Below are 21364 nucleotides of genomic sequence, written 5' to 3'. Positions count from 1 at the left end.
GTTTTTTACTTTACACATTTCGTGATGACACCTACACACCTCTGGATGAATCGCTCGTTATGTCACAACATACCCGACCTCTGAATCGACAAGATTATAAAACCCTGACGCTGGCCGCCCTTGGCGGCGCGCTGGAGTTTTATGATTTCATTATCTTTGTCTTCTTCGCCGCCGTCGTTGGCGAACTGTTCTTCCCGGCGGATATCCCGGAATGGCTGCGTCAGGTGCAGACCTTCGGCATCTTTGCCGCGGGCTACCTGGCGCGTCCACTGGGCGGCATTATTATGGCCCACTTCGGCGATCTGGTCGGGCGCAAGAAGATGTTCACCCTGAGCATTCTGCTGATGGCATTGCCGACGCTGGCGATTGGCCTGCTGCCGACCTACGCGTCGACAGGCATTGCCGCGCCGCTGCTGCTGTTGCTGATGCGCATTCTGCAGGGGGCGGCTATCGGAGGGGAAGTGCCCGGCGCCTGGGTTTTTGTCGCCGAACACGTGCCGGAAAAGCGCATTGGTATCGCCTGCGGCACCCTCACTGCGGGCCTGACGGTTGGCATTCTACTGGGATCGGTGGTCGCGACGCTGATTAATACCAGCCTGACGCCGCAGGGGATTCACGACGGCGGCTGGCGTATTCCCTTCCTGTTAGGCGGCGTATTTGGTCTGGTGGCCATGTATCTGCGTCGTTGGCTGCAGGAGACGCCGATATTTCTCGAAATGCAGCAGCGTAAGGCGTTAGCACAGGAGCTGCCGGTCAAATCGGTGGTGCTGAAACACCAGAAAGCGGTTGTGGTTTCCATGCTGCTGACCTGGCTGTTATCCGCCGGCGTGGTGGTGGTGATCCTGATGTCACCGGTCTGGCTACAAAAGCACTACGGTTTTGCCCCGGCCATCACCCTGCAGGCCAACAGTATTGCCACCATTATGCTCTGCATCGGCTGTCTGCTGGCAGGGCTGGCGGCGGATCGTTTTGGCGCCAGCCGCACGTTCATCGTCGGCAGTTTGCTACTGGCGCTCTCCAGCTGGGCGTTCTATCACCTTTCCGGCAGCAGTCCACAGCAGCTGTTCCTGCTGTATGGCACGGTGGGATTATGCGTCGGGGTTGTGGGCGCCGTACCTTACGTCATGGTGCGCGCTTTCCCGGCGGAGGTTCGCTTTACCGGCATTTCCTTCTCATATAACGTCTCTTACGCCATTTTTGGCGGTCTGACGCCGATTGCCGTGACCATGCTGATGGGCGTTTCGCCGATGGCACCTGCATGGTACGTGCTGGCGCTTTCGCTGATGGGGCTGGGATTAGGGATCTGGCTGCGCCAGGGGATGAACCGTGATGTGGCTGCCGCCGGCGGGGAGTTGCAGCGCCTGCCTTAACGTTCTGCAACGTTCTGCGAGCAATACCCTCGCCCGTCGGGACGAGGGTATTTTTTATCAATGAGGTGCGCCGATCGGCAGTACGGTGCGACCAAACTGTTCGTTCAGTACTTCACCCATCGCCAGATAAATAGCGCTACCGCCGCAGACTAAACCAATCCAGCCCGCGATTTTTACGAGACCTTCATTATCTGCCAGGTGACCGATTGCCAGCAGCGCAAACAGAACGGTCAGGCTGAGGAAAACGAATTGCAGCATTCGTGCGGCTTTCAGGGTACCGAAGAACATAAACAACGTGAAGACTCCCCACAGACCGAGATACATGCCGAGGAAGTGCGCATCAGGTGCTTCTGCCAGGCCCATTTTCGGCATGAGAAGAATAGCGACCAACGTCAGCCAGAAGGCGCCGTAGGACGTAAAAGCGGTTAAACCAAAGGTATTGCCTTTTTTAAATTCCAGCAGGCCTGCGAAAATCTGCGCAATACCGCCGTAAAAAATGCCCATCGCCAGGATAGCTACATCAAACGCGAACAGGCCGCTATTTGCCAGATTAAGCAGAATAGTGGTCATGCCGAAGCCCATAAGGCCCAGCGGTGCCGGATTAGCCAACTTAGTGTTGCCCATAATTCCTCAGAATAATGATTAGAAAGGGAAGCATTACCCCGCCACTCGGTGACGGGGCGCGGCATCATAATGAGGCGCAGGGTAACTGTCTATGATCTGGCGGGGTATTTTTCGCCAATTTACGCTGGCGCGGATAAATGGCGATCGTTCGCTATCGGCAGCCGGGTGCGGAGGCGTCTGGCGGGACGCGTGTTATCGATAAAAGCCGCTTTTTTACCGGTTTATTCAGTCGGCCTTGTTTATTCGTCTCTTTACCCGGCAAGAAAGTGAAAAATTTTTTTGCTTGCCCCCTTGAGGAAGCGGTGGGCGACCCCATCTTGTAGTCAACCGCAGTGAATGAACCTGAAAAAAATGATGTCTGGGCAGTTGAAACCATAGGTTTCGCCCTTATTACAGGTTTACAACCACATGTTGATCGAATTTTTAGTGGAGACGTTTAGATGGGTAAAATTATTGGTATCGACCTGGGTACTACCAACTCTTGTGTAGCGATTATGGATGGCACTACTGCACGTGTGCTGGAGAACGCCGAAGGCGATCGCACCACGCCTTCTATCATTGCTTATACCCAGGATGGTGAAACTCTGGTTGGTCAGCCGGCTAAACGTCAGGCAGTGACAAACCCGCAAAACACCCTGTTTGCGATTAAACGCCTGATTGGTCGCCGCTTCCAGGACGAAGAAGTTCAGCGTGACGTATCCATCATGCCGTACAAAATCATCGGCGCCGACAACGGCGACGCATGGCTTGATGTGAAAGGTCAGAAAATGGCGCCGCCGCAGATTTCTGCTGAAGTGCTGAAAAAAATGAAGAAAACGGCTGAAGATTACCTGGGTGAGCCGGTAACTGAAGCGGTTATCACCGTACCTGCATACTTCAACGATGCTCAGCGTCAGGCAACGAAAGATGCCGGCCGTATCGCAGGTCTGGAAGTCAAACGTATCATCAACGAACCGACCGCCGCTGCACTGGCTTACGGTCTGGATAAAGAAGTCGGCAACCGTACTATCGCGGTTTACGACCTCGGTGGTGGTACCTTCGATATCTCTATTATCGAAATCGACGAAGTTGACGGCGAAAAAACCTTCGAAGTTCTGGCAACCAACGGTGATACCCACCTGGGTGGTGAAGACTTCGATAGCCGTATGATCAACTACCTCGTTGATGAGTTTAAGAAAGATCAGGGCATTGACCTGCGTAACGATCCGCTGGCCATGCAGCGTCTGAAAGAAGCGGCTGAAAAAGCGAAAATCGAGCTTTCTTCCGCTCAGCAGACCGACGTGAACCTGCCGTACATCACTGCAGATGCCACCGGTCCGAAACACATGAACATCAAAGTGACTCGTGCGAAACTGGAAAGCCTGGTTGAAGATCTGGTGAACCGTTCTATCGAGCCGCTGAAGGTTGCGCTGCAGGACGCGGGTCTGTCCGTGTCTGACATCCAGGACGTTATCCTGGTTGGTGGTCAGACTCGTATGCCAATGGTGCAGAAGAAAGTGGCTGAGTTCTTTGGTAAAGAGCCGCGTAAAGACGTTAACCCGGATGAAGCTGTGGCGATCGGTGCTGCGGTTCAGGGTGGTGTACTGACTGGTGAAGTCAAAGACGTTCTGCTGCTGGACGTTACCCCGCTGTCGCTGGGTATCGAAACCATGGGCGGCGTGATGACTGCGCTGATCAACAAGAACACCACTATCCCGACCAAGCACAGCCAGGTGTTCTCTACTGCAGAAGACAACCAGTCTGCGGTAACCATCCACGTGATTCAGGGTGAGCGTAAACGCGCTTCCGATAACAAATCACTGGGTCAGTTCAACCTGGATGGGATTAACCCGGCACCGCGCGGTATGCCGCAGATCGAAGTCACCTTCGACATCGATGCTGATGGTATCCTGCATGTGTCCGCCAAAGACAAAAACAGCGGTAAAGAGCAGAAAATCACCATTAAGGCCTCTTCTGGTCTGAACGAAGAAGAAATTGCCAAAATGGTTCGTGATGCGGAAGCGAACGCTGAATCTGACCGTAAGTTCGAAGAACTGGTTCAGACCCGTAACCAGGGCGACCATCTGCTGCACAGCACGCGTAAGCAGGTTGAAGAAGCGGGCGACAAACTGCCGGCTGACGACAAAACTGCCATCGAGTCTGCGCTGACCGCGCTGGAAACTTCACTGAAAGGTGAAGACAAAGCGGACATCGAAGCGAAAATGCAGGCGCTGGCTCAGGCTTCCCAGAAGCTGATGGAAATTGCTCAGCAGCAACACGCTCAGCAGCAGGCTGGCGGTGCTGAAGCTTCTGAAAGCAACGCGAAAGACGACGATGTCGTTGACGCCGAGTTTGAAGAAGTGAAAGACAAAAAATAATCGCCCTTTGAACGGGTAAAACACTGGCACGGGCGAAGAGGTTTCCTCTCCGCCCGTGCACGCATGTTAAGGGGCTGAAAAACACCAATGGCAAAGCAAGATTATTACGAGATTTTGGGCGTTTCCAAAACAGCGGAAGAGCGTGAAATCAAAAAGGCTTACAAGCGCCTGGCCATGAAATACCACCCGGACCGTAACCAGGGTGATAAAGAAGCCGAAGCGAAGTTTAAAGAAATTAAAGAAGCGTATGAAATCCTGACTGATGACCAGAAGCGTGCGGCCTACGATCAGTACGGCCACGCCGCCTTTGAACAAGGTGGCATGGGCGGCGGCGGCGGTGGTTTTGGCGGCGGTGCCGATTTCAGCGATATCTTTGGCGACGTGTTTGGCGATATCTTCGGCGGCGGTCGTGGCCGTCAGCGTGCGGCGCGTGGCGCTGACCTGCGCTACAACATGGACCTGACGCTGGAAGAAGCCGTTCGCGGCGTGACTAAAGAGATTCGCATCCCGACGCTGGAAGAGTGTGACGTCTGCCACGGCAGCGGCGCGAAAGCCGGTAGCAAACCGCAAACCTGTCCAACCTGTCACGGTGCCGGTCAGGTGCAGATGCGCCAGGGCTTCTTCGCCGTTCAGCAAACCTGTCCGCATTGCCAGGGACGCGGTACGCTGATTAAGGATCCGTGCAACAAATGCCACGGTCACGGCCGTGTCGAGAAGACTAAAACCCTGTCGGTCAAAATCCCGGCTGGTGTTGATACCGGCGATCGTATTCGTCTTTCAGGCGAAGGCGAAGCGGGCGAGCACGGCGCTCCGGCTGGCGATCTGTACGTTCAGGTCCAGGTTAAGCAGCACGCTATCTTTGAGCGCGAAGGCAATAACCTGTACTGCGAAGTGCCGATCAACTTCACCATGGCTGCCCTCGGCGGCGAGATTGAAGTCCCGACGCTGGATGGCCGCGTCAATCTGAAGGTGCCTGGCGAAACGCAGACCGGTAAGCTATTCCGCATGCGTGGCAAAGGCGTGAAATCCGTACGCGGTGGCGCGCAGGGCGATCTGCTGTGCCGCGTGGTGGTTGAAACGCCGGTAGGGCTTAATGAAAAACAGAAACAGCTGCTGAAGGATCTTCAGGAAAGTTTTGGCGGCCCAACGGGTGAAAAAAACAGCCCGCGCTCCAAAAGTTTCTTTGATGGCGTGAAGAAATTCTTCGACGACCTGACGCGCTAATCTACTGCGATTCTGAAAAGCCACTTTATTGTTAAAGTGGCTTTTTTGTTTCCAGCCCGCTATCTGTTAATGATGGCTGAATCCCTCCGGTCAGAGTCGCACTTTGCCGTCTGTCTTATATCGTAAAAATCGAGCTATAACGCAATAATAATCTTATTTTTTCGAAGTGTTATGGCGACTAGAATAGTTTCATCGATGAATTAGCCTTATAGAGAGAGTAAAAGTGAAACATCTGCAGCGTTTTTTCAGTAGCGATGCTTCAGGGGGCATTATCCTCATTTTTGCGGCCGCGTTGGCCATGCTGTTGGCTAATACTGACGCGACCAGCGGTATTTACCATTCCTTTCTGGAAACACCCGTTCAGCTGCGTGTTGGTGCGTTAGAAATCAATAAGAACATGCTGCTGTGGATTAACGATGCGCTGATGGCCGTCTTCTTCTTACTGATTGGCCTGGAAGTGAAGCGAGAGATGATTCAGGGGGCGCTGGCCAGCCGCCGTCAGGCCGTTTTCCCGGTCGTGGCTGCCTTGGGTGGGATGATTGTCCCGGCGCTGATCTACCTGGCGTTTAATGCTCAGGATCCGATTACCCGGGAGGGGTGGGCGATTCCGGCGGCGACCGATATCGCTTTTGCGCTGGGCGTGCTGGCGCTGCTGGGCAGTCGCGTACCGCCGGCGTTGAAAATCTTCCTGATGGCGCTGGCGATTATCGACGACCTGGGCGCCATTATCATCATTGCCCTGTTTTATACCAGTGACCTTTCCGTCCTGTCGCTGGGCGTGGCGGCTGGGGCGATTGCCGTGCTGGTCGCGCTCAATCTTTGCGGCGTCCGACGCACCGGTATCTATATCCTGGTCGGCGCGGTGCTATGGACTGCGGTCCTGAAGTCCGGGGTTCATGCGACGTTAGCCGGGGTGATCGTTGGCTTTATGATCCCGCTGAAGGAGCTGGGCGGTAAATCACCGGCTAAGCAGCTTGAGCATGTCCTGCATCCGTGGGTGGCTTACCTGATTCTGCCGCTTTTCGCCTTCGCTAACGCAGGCGTCTCGCTGCAAGGGGTAACGATTGAAGGACTGACGTCACTGCTGCCGCTGGGGATTATTGCCGGGCTGTTTATCGGCAAACCGCTGGGTATCAGCCTGTTCTGCTGGCTGGCGTTAAAACTGAAATGGGCATCGCTGCCGGAAGGGACGACCTGCAAGCAGATTGTGGCGGTCGGCATTCTGTGCGGGATTGGCTTCACGATGTCGATTTTCATCGCCAGTCTGGCCTTCAGCAGCGTTAACCCTGGCTTAATCAACTGGGCCAAGCTGGGCATCCTGATTGGATCGGTCCTGTCGGCCGTGACCGGGTATATGATACTACGCAGGCGTATTGCGGATACCACGACGGCTTAACATTCGACGGGGAGCCTGTAAGGGCTCCCCTGGCATTATCAGGGAGAGAAACATGTCGCATATTAATTACAACCACCTGTATTACTTCTGGCACGTTTACAAAGAAGGTTCTGTTGTCGGCGCCGCGGAGGCTTTGTTTCTGACGCCGCAGACCATTACCGGGCAAATCAAAGCGCTCGAAGAGCGTTTGCAGGGGAAATTGTTTAAACGCAAGGGGCGGGGGCTGGAGCCGAGTGAACTGGGCGAGCTGGTATTCCGCTATGCGGACCGCATGTTCACGCTGAGCCAGGAGATGCTCGATATTGTGAACTACCGCAAAGAGTCTAACCTACTGTTCGATGTCGGCGTTGCCGATGCTTTGTCGAAACGACTGGTGAGCGGGGTGCTGGATGCGGCGGTAGTGGATAATGAACAGATTCATCTGCGTTGCTTTGAATCGACTCACGAAATGCTGCTTGAGCAGCTCAGCCAGCACAAGCTCGATATGATCATCTCAGACTGCCCCATCGATTCCACCCAGCAGGAAGGGCTGTTCTCCGTACGTATCGGCGAGTGCAGCGTGAGCTTCTGGTGTATGAACCCGCCGCCGGAAAAACCGTTCCCCGCCTGTCTGGAGGAGCGTCGTCTGCTGATCCCCGGTCGGCGCTCAATGCTGGGACGCAAGCTTCTGAACTGGTTCAACTCCCAGGGGCTGAAGGTCGAGATTCTCGGTGAGTTTGACGATGCGGCGCTGATGAAGGCGTTCGGTGCGGCGCATAATGCGATTTTTGTCGCGCCGACGCTTTACGCGCATGACTTCTATCAGGACGAGACGATTATTGAGATCGGACGGATGGAGAATGTGATGGAGGAGTATCACGCCATTTTTGCCGAAAGGATGATTCAGCATCCGGCGGTGCAACGGATTTGCAATCGCGACTATTCGTCACTCTTCACGACGCCGCAGCCGTAACTGACAGGCATAAAAAAACCCGCTTTCGCGGGTTTTTTTACAAAGCGATAACAAGCAGACGATTAAGCCAGTTTGTTGATCTGAGCGGTCAGGTTTGCTTTATGACGCGCAGCTTTGTTTTTGTGGATCAGACCTTTAGCAGCCTGACGGTCCACGATTGGTTGCATTTCGTTAAATGCTTTCAGTGCAGTAGCTTTGTCGCCAGCTTCGATAGCTGCGTATACTTTCTTGATGAAAGTACGCATCATAGAGCGACGGCTAGCGTTGTGCTTGCGGGCCTTTTCAGACTGAACGGCGCGCTTCTTAGCTGATTTGATATTAGCCAAGGTCCAACTCCCAAATGTGTTCTATATGGACAATTCAAAGGCCGAGGAATATGCCCGTTTAGCCTTCTTTTGTCAATGGATTTGTGCAAATAAGCGCCGCTTAAAACAACGACGCTTTATTACGTAGTGATGGCGCAAGATTCTACCAGCTTGTTGCTGGCGAATACAGCCTTTCCACCATAAAAATCGCTGGGCTCGGGTAGTTTTTGCCGCATTCCCGCGCTGAGTTGATGAATTCCCGGGATCTTTCGGTTAAGAGGTGCAATCGCTGGTTAACGTCGTCAGTTGTACAAGGTATACTCGGACGATTTTCACTGTTTTGAGCCAGACATGAAGCTGATACGCGGCATACATAATCTCAGTCAGGCGCCGCACGGGTGCGTGCTGACCATTGGTAATTTTGACGGTGTGCATCGCGGGCATCAGGCGCTGCTGCAGCGTTTGCGCGCCGAGGGCCGCCAGCGTGGTTTACCGGTGGTGGTGATGATTTTCGAACCACAGCCGCTGGAGCTGTTTGCCGCCGATAAGGCGCCCGCCCGTTTGACGCGTCTGCGGGAAAAGCTGAGCTATCTGGCTGAAAGCGGCGTCGACTATGTGCTGTGCGTGCGCTTTGACCGCCGCTTCGCCGCCCTGACCGCCCAGGATTTTATCAGCGAACTGCTGGTGCGCCGGTTAGGCGTGCAGTTCCTCGCTGTGGGGGATGATTTCCGCTTTGGCGCTGGTCGCCAGGGGGATTTCTTGTTATTACAGAAAGCCGGGGCGGAATATGGTTTTGACGTAACCAGCACCCAAACTTTCTGCGAAGGCGGCGTACGTATCAGCAGCACGGCGGTGCGCCAGGCGCTGGCGGATGACGACCTTGTGCAGGCGGAAAACCTGCTGGGTCATCCCTTTACGATCTCCGGACGCGTGGTCCACGGCGATGAGCTGGGGCGCACTATTGGTTTTCCGACGGCGAACTTACCGCTACGCCGTCAGGTTTCCCCGGTAAAAGGGGTCTATGCGGTGGAAGTAACAGGACTGGGCGACAAACCGCTGGTGGGCGTCGCCAACATTGGCACCCGTCCAACGGTTGCTGGCGTTCGCCAGCAGCTGGAAGTGCATTTGCTGGACGTTGTAATGGACCTTTATGGTCGCCATATAGACGTAATACTGCGTAAAAAAATACGTAACGAGCAGCGATTTGCGTCGCTTGATGAGCTGAAAGCGCAAATTGCACGTGATGAGTTAACGGCCCGCGAGTTCTTTGGGCTGGCCAGGCAGGCATAAGTCTGTTGGTGTTTATCAAACCGAAATACGGAACCGAGAATCTGATGAGTGACTATAAATCCACCCTGAATTTGCCGGAAACAGGGTTCCCGATGCGTGGCGATCTCGCCAAGCGCGAACCGGGAATGCTGGCGCGTTGGACCGATGATGACCTGTACGGCATCATCCGTGCAGCGAAAAAAGGCAAAAAAACCTTCATTCTGCATGATGGCCCTCCTTATGCGAATGGCAGCATTCATATTGGTCACTCGGTTAACAAGATTCTGAAAGACATTATCGTTAAGTCCAAAGGACTGACGGGCTATGACTCGCCTTACGTTCCAGGTTGGGACTGCCACGGTCTGCCGATCGAGCTGAAAGTGGAGCAGGAATATGGCAAGCCGGGTGAGAAATTCACCGCCGCTGAATTCCGCGCCAAGTGCCGCGAATATGCCGCGACCCAGGTTGACGGCCAGCGTAAAGACTTTATCCGCCTGGGCGTGCTGGGCGACTGGTCGCGTCCGTACCTGACCATGGACTTCAAAACCGAAGCCAACATCATCCGTGCGCTGGGTAAAATCATTGGCAACGGCCACCTGCACAAAGGCGCGAAGCCGGTGCACTGGTGCGTTGACTGCCGTTCTGCGCTGGCGGAAGCAGAAGTCGAGTATTACGACAAAACGTCTCCTTCTATCGACGTCGCGTTCCACGCGGTAGACAAAGCCGCGGTGCTGGCGAAATTCGGCGTTGCCAATGTTACCGGCCCGGTATCCCTGGTTATCTGGACCACCACCCCGTGGACCCTGCCTGCGAACCGCGCTATCTCCCTGTCGCCGGAATTCGACTATGCGCTGGTGCAGGTTGCAGGTCAGGCGCTGATCCTGGCGAAAGATCTGGTTGAAAGCGTGATGAAACGCGCGGGTATGGCGGATTACACCATCCTGGCGGCGGTGAAAGGTGATGAACTGGAGCTGATGCGCTTTAAGCATCCGTTCCTCGACTTCGACGTTCCGGCGATCCTCGGCGACCACGTTACCCTCGATGCGGGTACCGGTGCGGTGCATACCGCCGGCGGCCACGGTCCGGACGACTACACCATCAGCCAGAAATACGGTCTGGAAATTGCTAACCCGGTCGGCCCGGACGGTTCCTACCTGCCAGGGACCTGGCCGGCGCTGGACGGTATTAACGTCTTTAAAGCGAACGACATCATCGTCGAGATGCTGCGCGAAAGCGGCGCGCTGCTACACGTTGAGAAAATGCAGCACAGCTATCCATGCTGCTGGCGTCACAAGTCGCCGATCATCTTCCGTGCGACCCCACAGTGGTTCGTCAGCATGGATCAGAAAGGCCTGCGCGCGCAGTCGCTGAAAGAGATCAAAGGCGTGCAGTGGATCCCGGACTGGGGCCAGGCGCGTATCGAATCGATGGTGGCCAACCGTCCTGACTGGTGTATCTCCCGTCAGCGTACCTGGGGCGTGCCGATGTCTCTGTTTGTGCACAAAGAGACCCAGGAACTGCACCCGAACACCCTGGAACTGATGGAAGAAGTGGCGAAGCGCGTTGAGGTGGACGGTATTCAGGCGTGGTGGGATCTCGACTCCCGCGACATCCTCGGTGCCGATGCCGACAGCTACGAGAAAGTGCCGGATACTCTGGACGTATGGTTCGACTCCGGTTCTACCCACTCTTCCGTGGTTGACGTACGCCCGGAATTCTCCGGTCACGCCGCCGATATGTATCTGGAAGGTTCCGACCAGCATCGCGGCTGGTTCATGTCCTCGCTGATGATCTCCACGGCGATGAAGGGCAAAGCGCCGTACCGCCAGGTGCTGACGCACGGTTTCACCGTTGATGGTCAGGGACGTAAAATGTCCAAATCCATCGGTAACACCGTCTCTCCGCAGGATGTGATGAACAAGCTGGGCGCGGATATCCTGCGTCTGTGGGTCGCGTCGACCGATTACACCGGCGAAATGGCGGTCTCTGACGAGATCCTTAAACGCGCCGCCGACAGCTATCGTCGTATCCGTAACACCGCGCGCTTCCTGCTGGCGAACCTTAACGGTTTCGATCCGGTTAAAGACATGGTGAAACCGGAAGAGATGGTGGTGCTCGATCGTTGGGCGGTAGGCTGCGCGAAAGCGGCGCAGGAAGATATCCTGAAGGCCTATGAGTCTTACGACTTCCACGAAGTGGTGCAGCGCCTGATGCGCTTCTGCTCCATTGAGATGGGCTCGTTCTACCTCGACATCATCAAAGATCGCCAGTACACCGCGAAAGCGGACAGCGTGGCGCGTCGCAGCTGCCAGACCGCGCTGTTCCATATTGTGGAAGCGCTGGTTCGCTGGATGGCGCCGATCATGTCCTTCACCGCAGACGAAATCTGGGGCTACCTGCCGGGTTCCCGCGAAAAATACGTCTTCACCGGTGAGTGGTATGAAGGTCTGTTTGGCTTGGCCGACGACGAAGCGATGAACGACGGCTTCTGGGACGATCTGCTGCAGGTACGTGGCGAAGTCAATAAGGTCATCGAGCAGGCGCGTGCTGACAAGCGGGTGGGCGGTTCTCTGGAAGCGGCGGTCACGCTGTATGCCGATGCCGATCTGGCCGCGAAGCTGAACGCGCTGGGCAGCGAATTACGATTTGTCCTGTTGACCTCCGGGGCGACGGTTGCCGATCATGCACAGGCGCCGGTTGATGCCTGGCAGAGTGAACTGCTGAAAGGTCTGAAAGTCGTGCTGAGTAAAGCCGAAGGCGAGAAATGCCCACGCTGCTGGCACTATACCAGCGATGTCGGCAAGGTGGCGGAACACGCGGAAATCTGCGGTCGCTGTGTCAGCAACGTCGCCGGAGACGGCGAAAAACGTAAGTTTGCCTGATGAGTAAATCTGTCTGTTCAACGGGGCTACGCTGGCTTTGGGTCGTCGTAGCCGTGCTGATTATTGACCTGGGCAGTAAATTCCTGATCCTCCAGAACTTTGCTCTGGGGGATACGGTATCGCTGTTTCCGTCGCTTAATCTGCACTATGCGCGTAACTATGGCGCAGCTTTTAGTTTCCTTGCCGATAGCGGCGGCTGGCAGCGCTGGTTCTTTGCCGGCATTGCCATCGGTATCTGCGTGATTCTGGCGGTCTTGATGTATCGCTCAAAAGCCACGCAAAAGCTGAACAACATTGCCTACGCGCTGATTATTGGCGGTGCGCTGGGGAATTTGTTTGATCGGCTATGGCATGGTTTCGTCGTCGATATGATTGATTTCTACGTCGGGGACTGGCATTTCGCCACCTTCAACCTCGCTGATACCGCAATTTGTATCGGCGCAGCGCTGATTGTGCTGGAAGGCTTCCTGCCTTCTAAAGAGAAAAAAGCCGCATAAACATTGCCGGATGGCGCTGGCGCTTATCTGGCCTATAATGTACTGCGCTCCTTGTCGGCCCGGTAAGCGTAGCGCCACCGGGCAAACAGGCGGCTGAAATTTTAAAGAGCAAACCTGCATGTCTAAATCCGTACAGAGCAACAGCGCGATCCTCGTTCACTTCACGCTGAAACTGGATGATGGCTCAACGGCTGAATCCACCCGCAATAACGGCAAACCTGCCCTGTTTCGCCTTGGCGACACCTCCCTATCTGAAGGTCTGGAACAACAGCTTCTTGGTCTGAAAGAGGGGGAGAAAAAGGTATTCTCGCTGGAGCCCGATGCTGCGTTTGGCATACCAAGCCCGGATCTTATCCAGTATTTTTCCCGCCGCGAATTTATCGATGCGGGCGAGCCGGAAATCGGCGCGATTATGCTCTTTACCGCAATGGATGGCAGCGAAATGCCCGGCGTGATTCGTGAAGTGAACGGCGATTCGATCACCGTGGATTTCAACCACCCGCTGGCCGGGCGCACCGTCCATTTTGATATTGAAGTGCTGGAAATCGATCCGGCGCTGGAGGAGTGAAATGCAGATCCTGTTGGCTAACCCGCGCGGCTTTTGCGCCGGCGTTGACCGCGCTATCAGCATTGTCGAAAACGCGCTGACGCTCTACGGCGCGCCGATCTATGTGCGTCATGAAGTGGTGCATAACCGCTATGTGGTCGATAGCCTGCGCAAGCGCGGCGCCATTTTTATCGAACAGATTAGCGAAGTGCCTGATGGCGCGATCCTGATTTTCTCCGCGCACGGCGTCTCTCAGGCGGTACGTAATGAAGCGAAAAACCGCGATCTGACGGTCTTTGACGCGACCTGTCCGCTGGTGACCAAAGTACATATGGAAGTCGCCCGCGCCAGCCGTCGCGGCGAAGAGTCGATCCTGATTGGCCATGCCGGTCACCCGGAAGTGGAAGGGACGATGGGCCAGTACAGCAACCCGGAAGGGGGAATGTATCTGGTGGAATCACCCGATGATGTCTGGACGCTGGATGTGAAAAACGACGCCCGGCTGTCGTTTATGACGCAGACCACCCTCTCGGTAGATGACACTTCGGATGTGATCGACGCGCTGCGCGAACGTTTCCCGAAAATCGTCGGGCCGCGTAAAGACGATATCTGTTACGCAACGACCAACCGTCAGGAAGCGGTTCGCGCGCTGGCGGAACAGGCCGATGTCGTGCTGGTGGTGGGGTCGAAAAACTCCTCTAACTCCAACCGCCTGGCGGAGCTCGCTCAGCGGATGGGGAAAGCAGCCTATCTGATTGACGACGCGACGGATATTCTGGAAGCGTGGGTCAAAGAGGCCGCGTGCGTTGGCGTGACCGCAGGCGCATCGGCCCCGGATATCCTGGTGCAGAACGTGATTGCGCGTCTGCAGGCGCTGGGCGGTGGAGAAGCCGTCCCGCTGGAAGGGCGTGAAGAGAATATCGTTTTCGAAGTACCGAAAGAGCTGCGGGTTGATGTCCGTGAAGTAGACTAAGTTCTTTCGCCGGCGGATGTGAGAAGATGCCAGACTTAACGTCTGGCATTTTTTTTGGGAGAAACGATGCGCTTACCGATCATTCTTGATACCGATCCCGGCATTGACGACACGGCGGCGATCGCCGCCGCGCTATTCGCCCCCGAGCTCGATCTGCAGCTGATGACGACGGTGGCGGGGAACGTGTCGGTGGAAAAAACCACGCGTAACGCCCTGCAGCTGCTGCATTTCTGGCAGGCGAAGGTTCCTCTGGCTCAGGGAGCGTCGATGCCGCTCTTGCGCCCGCTGCGCGATGCGGCCTCCGTGCACGGCGAGTCCGGCATGGAAGGGTATGATTTTGTCGAGCATGACTGTCAGCCATTGCCGAAACCGGCCTTTCAGGCCATTCGCGATGCGCTGATGCATGCTCAGGAGCCGATTACGCTGGTGGCGATTGGTCCGTTGACCAATATTGCGCTGCTCCTGACGCAGTACCCGGAATGTCGCTTTAATATTCGCCGGCTGGTGATCATGGGCGGTTCCGCCGGGCGCGGTAACTTTACGCCTAATGCGGAGTTCAATATTGCTATCGATCCGGAAGCCGCGGCCAGCGTATTTCGCAGCGGTCTGGAGATCGTGATGTGCGGGCTCGACGTGACGAACCGGGCAATGCTGACGCCGGAGTACCTTGCCACGCTGCCCGCGTTGAACAAGACCGGAAAGATGCTCCACGCGCTGTTCAGCCATTATCGCAGCGGCAGCATGAGCAGCGGGCTGCGCATGCATGACCTGTGCGCCATTGCCTGGCTGGTGCGCCCTGAACTGTTTACCCTGCAACCGTGCTTTGTGGCGGTGGAAACGCAGGGGACCTGGACATCCGGCACCACCGTCGTCGATATCGAAGGGCGACTGGGGCAGCCGGCGAACGCGAACGTTGCGCTGGCGCTGGATGTGGACGGTTTTCAGCGCTGGGTGGCGGAAGTGTTGGCCCTGGCGCCGTAAGCAGCCAGACGACCGTCAATTTTCTCGCTCAGATAATCAATCATGGCCCGCATTCTGGCGGGCATATGTTTATTGCCCGACCACAGCAGCCACAGCTGTCCGGTATAGCTACTGATAAACTCCCATTCTGCCAGAACCTGGACGATATCGCCCCGGGCCAGCGCGTCGCGGGCGGTAAACAGCGGCAGGCTGCCGATACCTAAATGCTGCTGCACCGCATCAAGGCGCACGGCAGTATGGTTGGCAGCGTAGCGTCCGTGAGTCTGGATAGTTTCCGTTTTACCCGCCCGTCGGAATTTCCAGCGTGAGTCGGCCGGCGTTTCGCCCAGGCTGATGCAGCTGTGAGCGCGCAGCTCCGCCGGCGTTTGCGGCGTGCCATGCTGCTGCAAATAATCCGGTGTGGCGCAGATCACGTGGGTCACCGGCATCAGCGGCTTGCCGTGTAGCCCGGGAGAGGGGCTGTGGGTAATCCGCAGCGCCAGATCAATACCATCATCAATCAGATCCAGATAGCGGTCCTCAAGCCGCAGACAGACGTCCACGCCGGGATAGCGGGTGAGAAACTCCATCATTAACGGATGAATCACAAACCGCCCGACGGCCTTCGGCACGCTGAGCGTCAGTTTGCCCTGCGCCACTTCCTGCGCACTGCTGGCGGAATCCATCGCCTGGCGAGCCGATTCCAGCATCTCCTGTGCGTGCGCATACACCGTTTTTCCGGCATCGCTCAAGCGTAATTTACGCGTGCTGCGGTGCAGCAGCTTACAGCCCATTTGCTGTTCCAGCCGCGAGACGCTGCGGCTGATCGCCGAAGGCGTTGCTCCGGAAATACGGGCGACGGCAGAAAAACTGCCCTGATCGACAATTTGCACGAACAGGGCAAGGTCGGGGAGTAAATTGAGATTCATTTGTGCTCTTGAGGCAAAAGTGCATTGATGAATGACGGGATTATCGTCATGGATAATATCAATATACTGTCCTGACTGAGAGGAGGACAACCATGACTGAACGTCTTTATTACACCTGCGATGAGACCGAGATGCGAGCTCTGGTCGTGAGTTGCCAGAGTGAGGCCGATGGCCGTTACGCTATTGAGCTGAACCAGACCTTGTTTCACCCGCAGGGCGGCGGGCAGCCGGCCGATCGCGGCTGGATTGGCGGTATTGCTGTTGAAGGCGTGGTGGCGCGAGGCGACAGCGTCCTGCACATTGTCGCGCAACCGCTGCCGCCTGGAGAGGTGGAGATTCGGGTGGATGAGGCTGCCAGGCGTCTGCACTCGCGGCTGCACTCAGCGGGACATCTGATAGGCCTGGCGGGCGAGCGGGCCGGCTGGCGCCCGGTCAAGGCGCACCACTGGCCCGGAGAAGGGCGGATAACGTTCACCGCTATCGGGTCCGCCATCGTGCCGGAGGCCAGTGCACTGCTGGCGACGATCGCGGGCTGGCAGGCGGAAAATCTGCCGCGGCATCTGACTTTTGAGGATGGGCGGCGTCAGGTCGGATTTGGGTCATTACCGGCCTATCCCTGCGGCGGAACGCATGTTGCCAGCCTGTCTGAACTGGGGATGGTGACGATTAGCCAGGTAAAAATCAAAAAAGGTCAGCTGATCGTGAGTTATACGCTGGAGTGAGCGGCGACGCTGGCGGATTTTTGTGTGATATCAGTTGCAAAGTCGCCCGACTCATCTGAGGTTAATCGATTAATCTGCTAATCTTATTCTGTTGTTCTCCTCGGGCCGGAGACAAATATGAATCCTTCCTTTATTCAGCCACCGCAGGTGGTCTGGGCCAGCGGCGCACTTGCCGATGGCCCGTTGTTACGTAAATCAACGCGCATTGCGGATCTTGCGCAGGTGTTCGCCGATGAGCGCGCGCGTCAGGGAATGGTGGGCGAGCTGGTCGTTTATGATGTGGAAATGCTTGATACCTCTTCAGCGGAAGGGGCGCTGTATACCGGCGTCACCCATCTTTATCCCGGAAAAGTGGGCAACGAGTATTTTATGACCCGCGGGCATTTTCATGCCCGTCGTGAACAAGGCGAAGTCTACTTTGGTCTGCGGGGAAGTGGTCTACTGCTCCTGCAAGATGAGCAAGGGCAAGCGCGCTTTGAGCAGGTTTTTGCCGGGTCAGTACATATTATTCCAGGGTTCACCGCGCACAGGCTGATTAATACCGGGGGCGATACGCTTTCCGCGCTGGCGGTCTGGCCCGGCGTCGCGGGGCACGATTACGCAGCGCTGGCAAACGGCTTTGCGCTGCGGGTCTTTGAAGAGCATCGGACTCTCCAGGTAAAGGCGGTGCAGAATGACGAAATCTGACTGTTGTTACGGGCTGGATATGGCGATTCATCATCGACCGCTGGGTTTTAGCTACGGCAATGATGTCACCGGGCCGATGCCGGAAATCCGTCGTCTCGATCAGATTCGCGCTTCGCTGCGCGATCCCCACTGCGAAGGGCCGGAGGAGGTGTATGCCATCGCCATGGATGTGGCGCGGATGCAGGATCGTGAAGAGCTGAAAAAACGGATGCTGCTGTTTGGCGTGGTGACCTATGCCGCCGGGCGACTGGGGGATGAACCGGTTCGCAGTCAGGGACATGTCCATCGCATCAGCCAGCACAGCGGCTGGTCGCCGCCGGAGCTGTATGAAATCTGGCAGGGGAAAGCCATTATCTACATGCAAGAGTATGTGGAGGACGACCCCGGTCGCTGCTTTGCGGTCATCGCCGGGCCGGGAGAAAAGGTACTGGTGCCGCCCGGCTGGGGCCATGCCACCATTTCGGCGAGCCCGGATGAACCCTTAACTTTTGGCGCATGGTGCGATCGCGAGTACGGCTTTGAATATGATGCCGTGCGCGCCCGAAAAGGGCTGGCCTGGTATCCGCTGCTGCAGGATGAACAGATTATCTGGTTGCATAATTCGCACTATATTCCCGGGCGCTTACAGGCTATTACCCCCCGGCAGTATACGGAGTTTGGCATTACCTCCGCGCCAGTTTATCAGCAGTTTATTGACGATCCTGCCCGCTTCCAGTTTATCTCCCGCCCGGATAAGACAGCGGAATTATGGCGGAATTTCCATCCATAGCAAAACCGGGGCATGCCCTAATGCCGATCGTTTAAGGGGCGGCTGACCGATCCGGCAGAGGTGTAAGAGTCAGCCATCTCAAAGAGATTGCCGATTTTTTATGGGCGCTGTCAGGTTTTCAACATATCTGCAGGAGTTTCTGTCCCGTCGTTCGCACAAACCACCGTTTACCGGCATCGCGCTGGCCTGCGATAAACCCAAAAAATGCGGGTCACCTTTAAGTGACCCGCATTAGGGCATCGCCCCGGTTTTTTGACGTTGGGCGGATATTCACGCTATCCGCTGCGTTTGTCCCGGCCCGCGCGACGCGACCGGGACATTTTCACAACACCATCCGATATCAGCCGGCAAACAGACCGCTCACCACGCCGAGTGCGGCCAGTACCAGCAGCAGCACCATCGCTTTTACCGGTGAAACCCCGCGTTTGGCCATCAAATACCACGTCCCCAGCACCACCACAAGCGGCAGCAGCTGCGGGAAGATGCCATCCAGCATCTGCTGAACGTGAATATTGACCCCGTCTTTGGTGACGAATTCCAGCCCGGTTCCGAGTTTAACGTAGCTTGCCGCAACGCCACCCATGACGAAAACGCCCAGCAACGACAAGGCTTCACGCAGGCGGGTAGACTTACTGCTGACCAGCATCTCTACCGATCCGGAACCCATTTTGTAGCCTTTGAGAAACAGAAACCAGGAGCCGGGAATAATGATGCCCAGCCAGGCGACGGTATAGAACAGCGGCCCGAGAATGCTGCCGCCGGCCGCCAGCGCCATACCGATACTCAGCAAAATCGGGATAAGCATGCCGGGGATCATTGAATCACCGATCCCGGCGATCGGCCCCATCAGGCCGACTTTCAGGGTGTTGATCGTTTCACCATCGATCGGTTCGCCGTTGGCTTTTTTCTCCTCCAGCCCCAGCGCCATACCGTTGACGATCGCGCCGATCTGCGGCTCGGTGTTATAGAACGATGCGTGACGGCGCAGCATTTCGGTGCGCTGGGCGGCATCGGGATAGAGTTTTTTCGCCACCGGCAGCATGCTCAGGCAAAAGCCGAAGGATTCCAGGCGTTCAAAGCTCATTGAAGAGAGGTTGTGCATCATCCACGCGCGCCAGCAGCGGCGCAGGTCTTTGCGGGTCAGGGTACGTTCTTCCATCAGAATTCATCCTCATCATCGATGACCGGTTTTGCGCCAGTGCTCTGCTGCGGCTCCGGTTTGTAGTTGTAATGGATTAACGCCAGCAGCGAGCCCACGATCACCAGCGCGACCATATTGAGCTTTAAAAAGACGATGCAGACGAAACCGACGAGAAAATAGATTAGCATGGTGTAGTTTTTGATGATCTGTTTGAGCAGGATAGCGATCCCCACCGCAGGCAGAATGCCGCCCAGCACGTTCATCGTCGACAGAATGATTTTGGGCAAACTGTCCATAAAACTACTGATGTACTGCGCACCGAAATAGACGGCGATAAAAGTCGGTACGAAGCGTAAAACGAAGTTCGTCGCCTGGGGCCAGATGGCGCTGTTGAGATAAATTCCGCGTTCGTCGCCACGATCCAGCGCAACATCGGCCCGATGGTTCCAGAAAGAGTTCAGTACCATCATGGCGTTAAACAGAATGGTTCCGGCGATACCGATGGTGGCCGCCAGCGCCACCGCTACTTCCGGTCCTTTCCCTGACAGGATCCCGAGGGCGATGGCCGGGTAAGCGACAAAGTTAAGGTCGGCCGGCATCGACCCGCCCGGTGTCACCATGGCGATATAGACGGCCTGGACCGCCACGCCGATCATAATGCCGGTTTTGACATCGCCGAGAATAAGCCCGACCAGCATGCCGGAAACCAGCGGCCGGGTGATCAGATACCAGCCGCCGGTCAGCCCCAAAAGCCAGGGGCTACTGAGGGCGCCCAGATAGCAAAGAAAGCCTATCAATGTCGCTTCGATAATCATCATCCGCTCCTTATTTCAGCTTCTGCCGGGCGTCCTGCCAGCTGTAACAGCCGGCATCCGGGACCAGGCGGAATTCAACAAGATGTCCGTGCTGCACCAGCCAGTCAAAGGCGGCTATCTCCTCCGCGTTGACCGATTGGTTCGGGCCAATGGTTCGGGTATCGGCGCGGGCGCTCATTGGGCCAACGTTAATTTTGCCGTTGGAATTTTTCAGGCTGATACCGGCTGCTTCGATGCGCTGGAGCGTGACGGGGGATTTGCCGATCACGAAGTAACGCTTATCGCTGGCGATCACTTTGGGCAATTTTTCGATAGCTGTCGCGGTGTCGAACAGCCAGACTTTGGTGTCCTGAACCGCGCCTTTCATCACGGATGAGAGCAGCGGATCGGCCGCGACGGCATCGTCAATGGCGACGATGCCGTCGCAGGGCAGCTCTTTGGCCCAGCGTGTCACGAGCTGCCCATGAATAACGCGGTCGTCGATACGTACAAAAGAGATACTCATAGCGGTTTCCTTTAAAAATCATCGGACTGAACGGATATCGTCGGGGCAGCCATGACCAGTGTCGGTACGGTTAACGCCAGCAGCTGTGCGGCAGCATCGTGCACATCCGTTAAATGGTGAACCTCGTCGCTTTGCAGCAGCATCGGAAAATTGACCCCCGCCACGACGGCGACCGGGGGGATCGTCTGAGAGGAAAACGCGTGCTGGCAGGCGATGTTCCACGGCGTACCGCTTTGCATATCGCACAGCACCAGCACGCCATCGGCGTTTTGTCCGGCGCTGGCCAGCGTGCGGGCGAAATCCTCTCTGAAGCCTTCAATGCCGGCCTGCTCGCCGAGCGTCACGGCGAAGACATGAGGTAATTCGCCGTAAACCATGCGGCCGCTTGCAAGCAGGGCGTTCGCCAGCGGGCCGTGGGTGGCAACAATAACGTTGATCAT

22 protein-coding genes and 1 pseudogene are annotated in these 21364 nt (G+C 56.3%); 16 read left to right on the top strand and 7 right to left on the bottom strand.

Annotated features, from left to right (window positions below):
- The first annotated feature begins 59 nt into the window (after positions 1 to 59).
- Complete coding sequence (locus Q1L34_RS22455; RefSeq protein WP_004857704.1) at positions 60 to 1370, top strand: MFS transporter; 1311 nt, start codon at positions 60 to 62, stop codon at positions 1368 to 1370.
- 57 nt (positions 1371 to 1427) lie between these two features.
- Here the strand turns inward: Q1L34_RS22455 and satP are convergent, their stop codons facing one another.
- Positions 1428 to 1994, bottom strand: a complete 567-nt coding sequence (gene satP, locus Q1L34_RS22450; protein WP_004857706.1) for an acetate uptake transporter — start codon at positions 1992 to 1994, stop codon at positions 1428 to 1430.
- A 137-nt stretch (positions 1995 to 2131) separates the two neighbouring features.
- On the opposite strand from satP, the gene Q1L34_RS22445 reads away from it, so the two are divergent.
- The 5 genes from Q1L34_RS22445 (at position 2132) to nhaR (ending at position 7923) form a co-directional block, all read left to right on the top strand.
- Positions 2132 to 2317 carry a hypothetical protein gene (locus Q1L34_RS22445; protein WP_069476253.1) on the top strand — a complete coding sequence of 62 codons (186 nt, stop codon included), beginning with the start codon at positions 2132 to 2134 and terminating at the stop codon, positions 2315 to 2317.
- 117 nt (positions 2318 to 2434) lie between these two features.
- Positions 2435 to 4351: a molecular chaperone DnaK gene (gene dnaK, locus Q1L34_RS22440; protein WP_004857708.1), complete on the top strand. Its 1917-nt coding sequence runs from the start codon at positions 2435 to 2437 to the stop codon at positions 4349 to 4351.
- 87 nt (positions 4352 to 4438) lie between these two features.
- A complete protein-coding gene (gene dnaJ / locus Q1L34_RS22435) occupies positions 4439 to 5575 on the top strand; it encodes a molecular chaperone DnaJ (protein ID WP_004857710.1) in 1137 nt (378 codons plus the stop codon).
- Positions 5576 to 5798: 223 nt separating this feature from the next.
- Positions 5799 to 6971: a Na+/H+ antiporter NhaA gene (gene nhaA, locus Q1L34_RS22430; protein WP_032716550.1), complete on the top strand. Its 1173-nt coding sequence runs from the start codon at positions 5799 to 5801 to the stop codon at positions 6969 to 6971.
- Between the two features lie 52 nt (positions 6972 to 7023).
- Entirely contained in the window at positions 7024 to 7923 is a 900-nt protein-coding gene (gene nhaR, locus Q1L34_RS22425) for a transcriptional activator NhaR (RefSeq protein ID WP_004857714.1), read from the top strand.
- Positions 7924 to 7985: 62 nt separating this feature from the next.
- Here nhaR and rpsT read toward each other — a convergent pair whose 3' ends face one another.
- Positions 7986 to 8249, bottom strand: coding sequence for a 30S ribosomal protein S20 (gene rpsT, locus Q1L34_RS22420; RefSeq protein WP_003018940.1), 264 nt, complete (start codon positions 8247 to 8249; stop codon positions 7986 to 7988).
- A gap of 119 nt (positions 8250 to 8368) precedes the next feature.
- On the opposite strand from rpsT, the pseudogene Q1L34_RS22415 reads away from it, so the two are divergent.
- The 7 genes and pseudogenes from Q1L34_RS22415 to rihC form a co-directional block, all read left to right on the top strand.
- A pseudogene (locus Q1L34_RS22415) lies at positions 8369 to 8572 on the top strand (DUF2575 domain-containing protein); the annotation flags it as partial.
- A 7-nt stretch (positions 8573 to 8579) separates the two neighbouring features.
- Complete coding sequence (gene ribF / locus Q1L34_RS22410; protein ID WP_004857719.1) at positions 8580 to 9518, top strand: bifunctional riboflavin kinase/FAD synthetase; 939 nt, start codon at positions 8580 to 8582, stop codon at positions 9516 to 9518.
- 44 nt (positions 9519 to 9562) lie between these two features.
- Positions 9563 to 12379 (top strand): isoleucine--tRNA ligase, encoded by a 2817-nt coding sequence (gene ileS, locus Q1L34_RS22405; RefSeq protein ID WP_327204288.1) that lies wholly within the window; start codon positions 9563 to 9565, stop codon positions 12377 to 12379.
- Complete coding sequence (lspA, locus tag Q1L34_RS22400; protein WP_004857723.1) at positions 12379 to 12876, top strand: signal peptidase II; 498 nt, start codon at positions 12379 to 12381, stop codon at positions 12874 to 12876. Before ileS ends, lspA begins: the two co-directional genes overlap by 1 nt.
- Positions 12877 to 12994: 118 nt before the next feature.
- Positions 12995 to 13444 carry an FKBP-type peptidyl-prolyl cis-trans isomerase gene (gene fkpB / locus Q1L34_RS22395; protein WP_004857725.1) on the top strand — a complete coding sequence of 150 codons (450 nt, stop codon included), beginning with the start codon at positions 12995 to 12997 and terminating at the stop codon, positions 13442 to 13444.
- 1 nt (position 13445) lies between these two features.
- A complete protein-coding gene (ispH, locus tag Q1L34_RS22390; RefSeq protein ID WP_327204287.1) occupies positions 13446 to 14396 on the top strand; it encodes a 4-hydroxy-3-methylbut-2-enyl diphosphate reductase in 951 nt (316 codons plus the stop codon).
- 66 nt (positions 14397 to 14462) lie between these two features.
- On the top strand, positions 14463 to 15377 hold the full coding sequence (gene rihC / locus Q1L34_RS22385) for a ribonucleoside hydrolase RihC (RefSeq protein ID WP_327204286.1): 915 nt from the start codon (positions 14463 to 14465) through the stop codon (positions 15375 to 15377).
- On the opposite strand, the gene Q1L34_RS22380 is transcribed toward rihC, so the two are convergent.
- Entirely contained in the window at positions 15338 to 16285 is a 948-nt protein-coding gene (locus Q1L34_RS22380; RefSeq protein ID WP_071359143.1) for a LysR family transcriptional regulator, read from the bottom strand. The genes rihC and Q1L34_RS22380 overlap by 40 nt on opposite strands.
- Positions 16286 to 16377: 92 nt before the next feature.
- On the opposite strand from Q1L34_RS22380, the gene Q1L34_RS22375 reads away from it, so the two are divergent.
- From Q1L34_RS22375 to Q1L34_RS22365, 3 genes are all read left to right on the top strand, one after another.
- Positions 16378 to 17007, top strand: coding sequence for an alanyl-tRNA editing protein (locus Q1L34_RS22375; protein ID WP_015585179.1), 630 nt, complete (start codon positions 16378 to 16380; stop codon positions 17005 to 17007).
- Positions 17008 to 17124: 117 nt separating this feature from the next.
- Positions 17125 to 17694, top strand: coding sequence for a glucose-6-phosphate isomerase family protein (locus Q1L34_RS22370; protein ID WP_004857736.1), 570 nt, complete (start codon positions 17125 to 17127; stop codon positions 17692 to 17694).
- The gene (locus Q1L34_RS22365) at positions 17681 to 18463 is read left to right on the top strand and encodes a glucose-6-phosphate isomerase family protein (RefSeq protein ID WP_004857738.1); all 783 of its coding nucleotides are present in this window, start codon (positions 17681 to 17683) and stop codon (positions 18461 to 18463) included. The genes Q1L34_RS22370 and Q1L34_RS22365 overlap by 14 nt, the downstream gene beginning before the upstream one ends.
- A gap of 340 nt (positions 18464 to 18803) precedes the next feature.
- Here Q1L34_RS22365 and Q1L34_RS22360 read toward each other — a convergent pair whose 3' ends face one another.
- The 4 genes from Q1L34_RS22360 to Q1L34_RS22345 are packed head-to-tail and all read right to left on the bottom strand — an operon-like array spanning position 18804 to position 21364.
- On the bottom strand, positions 18804 to 19622 hold the full coding sequence (locus tag Q1L34_RS22360) for a PTS system mannose/fructose/sorbose family transporter subunit IID (protein ID WP_004857740.1): 819 nt from the start codon (positions 19620 to 19622) through the stop codon (positions 18804 to 18806).
- Positions 19622 to 20419 carry a PTS mannose/fructose/sorbose/N-acetylgalactosamine transporter subunit IIC gene (locus tag Q1L34_RS22355; RefSeq protein ID WP_086817286.1) on the bottom strand — a complete coding sequence of 266 codons (798 nt, stop codon included), beginning with the start codon at positions 20417 to 20419 and terminating at the stop codon, positions 19622 to 19624. The genes Q1L34_RS22360 and Q1L34_RS22355 overlap by 1 nt, the downstream gene beginning before the upstream one ends.
- A 10-nt stretch (positions 20420 to 20429) precedes the next feature.
- Positions 20430 to 20924: a PTS sugar transporter subunit IIB gene (locus tag Q1L34_RS22350; RefSeq protein WP_044349194.1), complete on the bottom strand. Its 495-nt coding sequence runs from the start codon at positions 20922 to 20924 to the stop codon at positions 20430 to 20432.
- A gap of 11 nt (positions 20925 to 20935) precedes the next feature.
- A complete protein-coding gene (locus tag Q1L34_RS22345; protein ID WP_004857747.1) occupies positions 20936 to 21364 on the bottom strand; it encodes a PTS sugar transporter subunit IIA in 429 nt (142 codons plus the stop codon).

It is taken from the genome of Klebsiella ornithinolytica (assembly GCF_030505655.1).
GTDB classification, from domain to species: Bacteria; Pseudomonadota; Gammaproteobacteria; order Enterobacterales; family Enterobacteriaceae; genus Klebsiella; species Klebsiella ornithinolytica.
The sequence above is the reverse complement of the archived record's forward strand: the minus strand, read 5'-3'. Positions and strand labels throughout refer to the sequence as shown.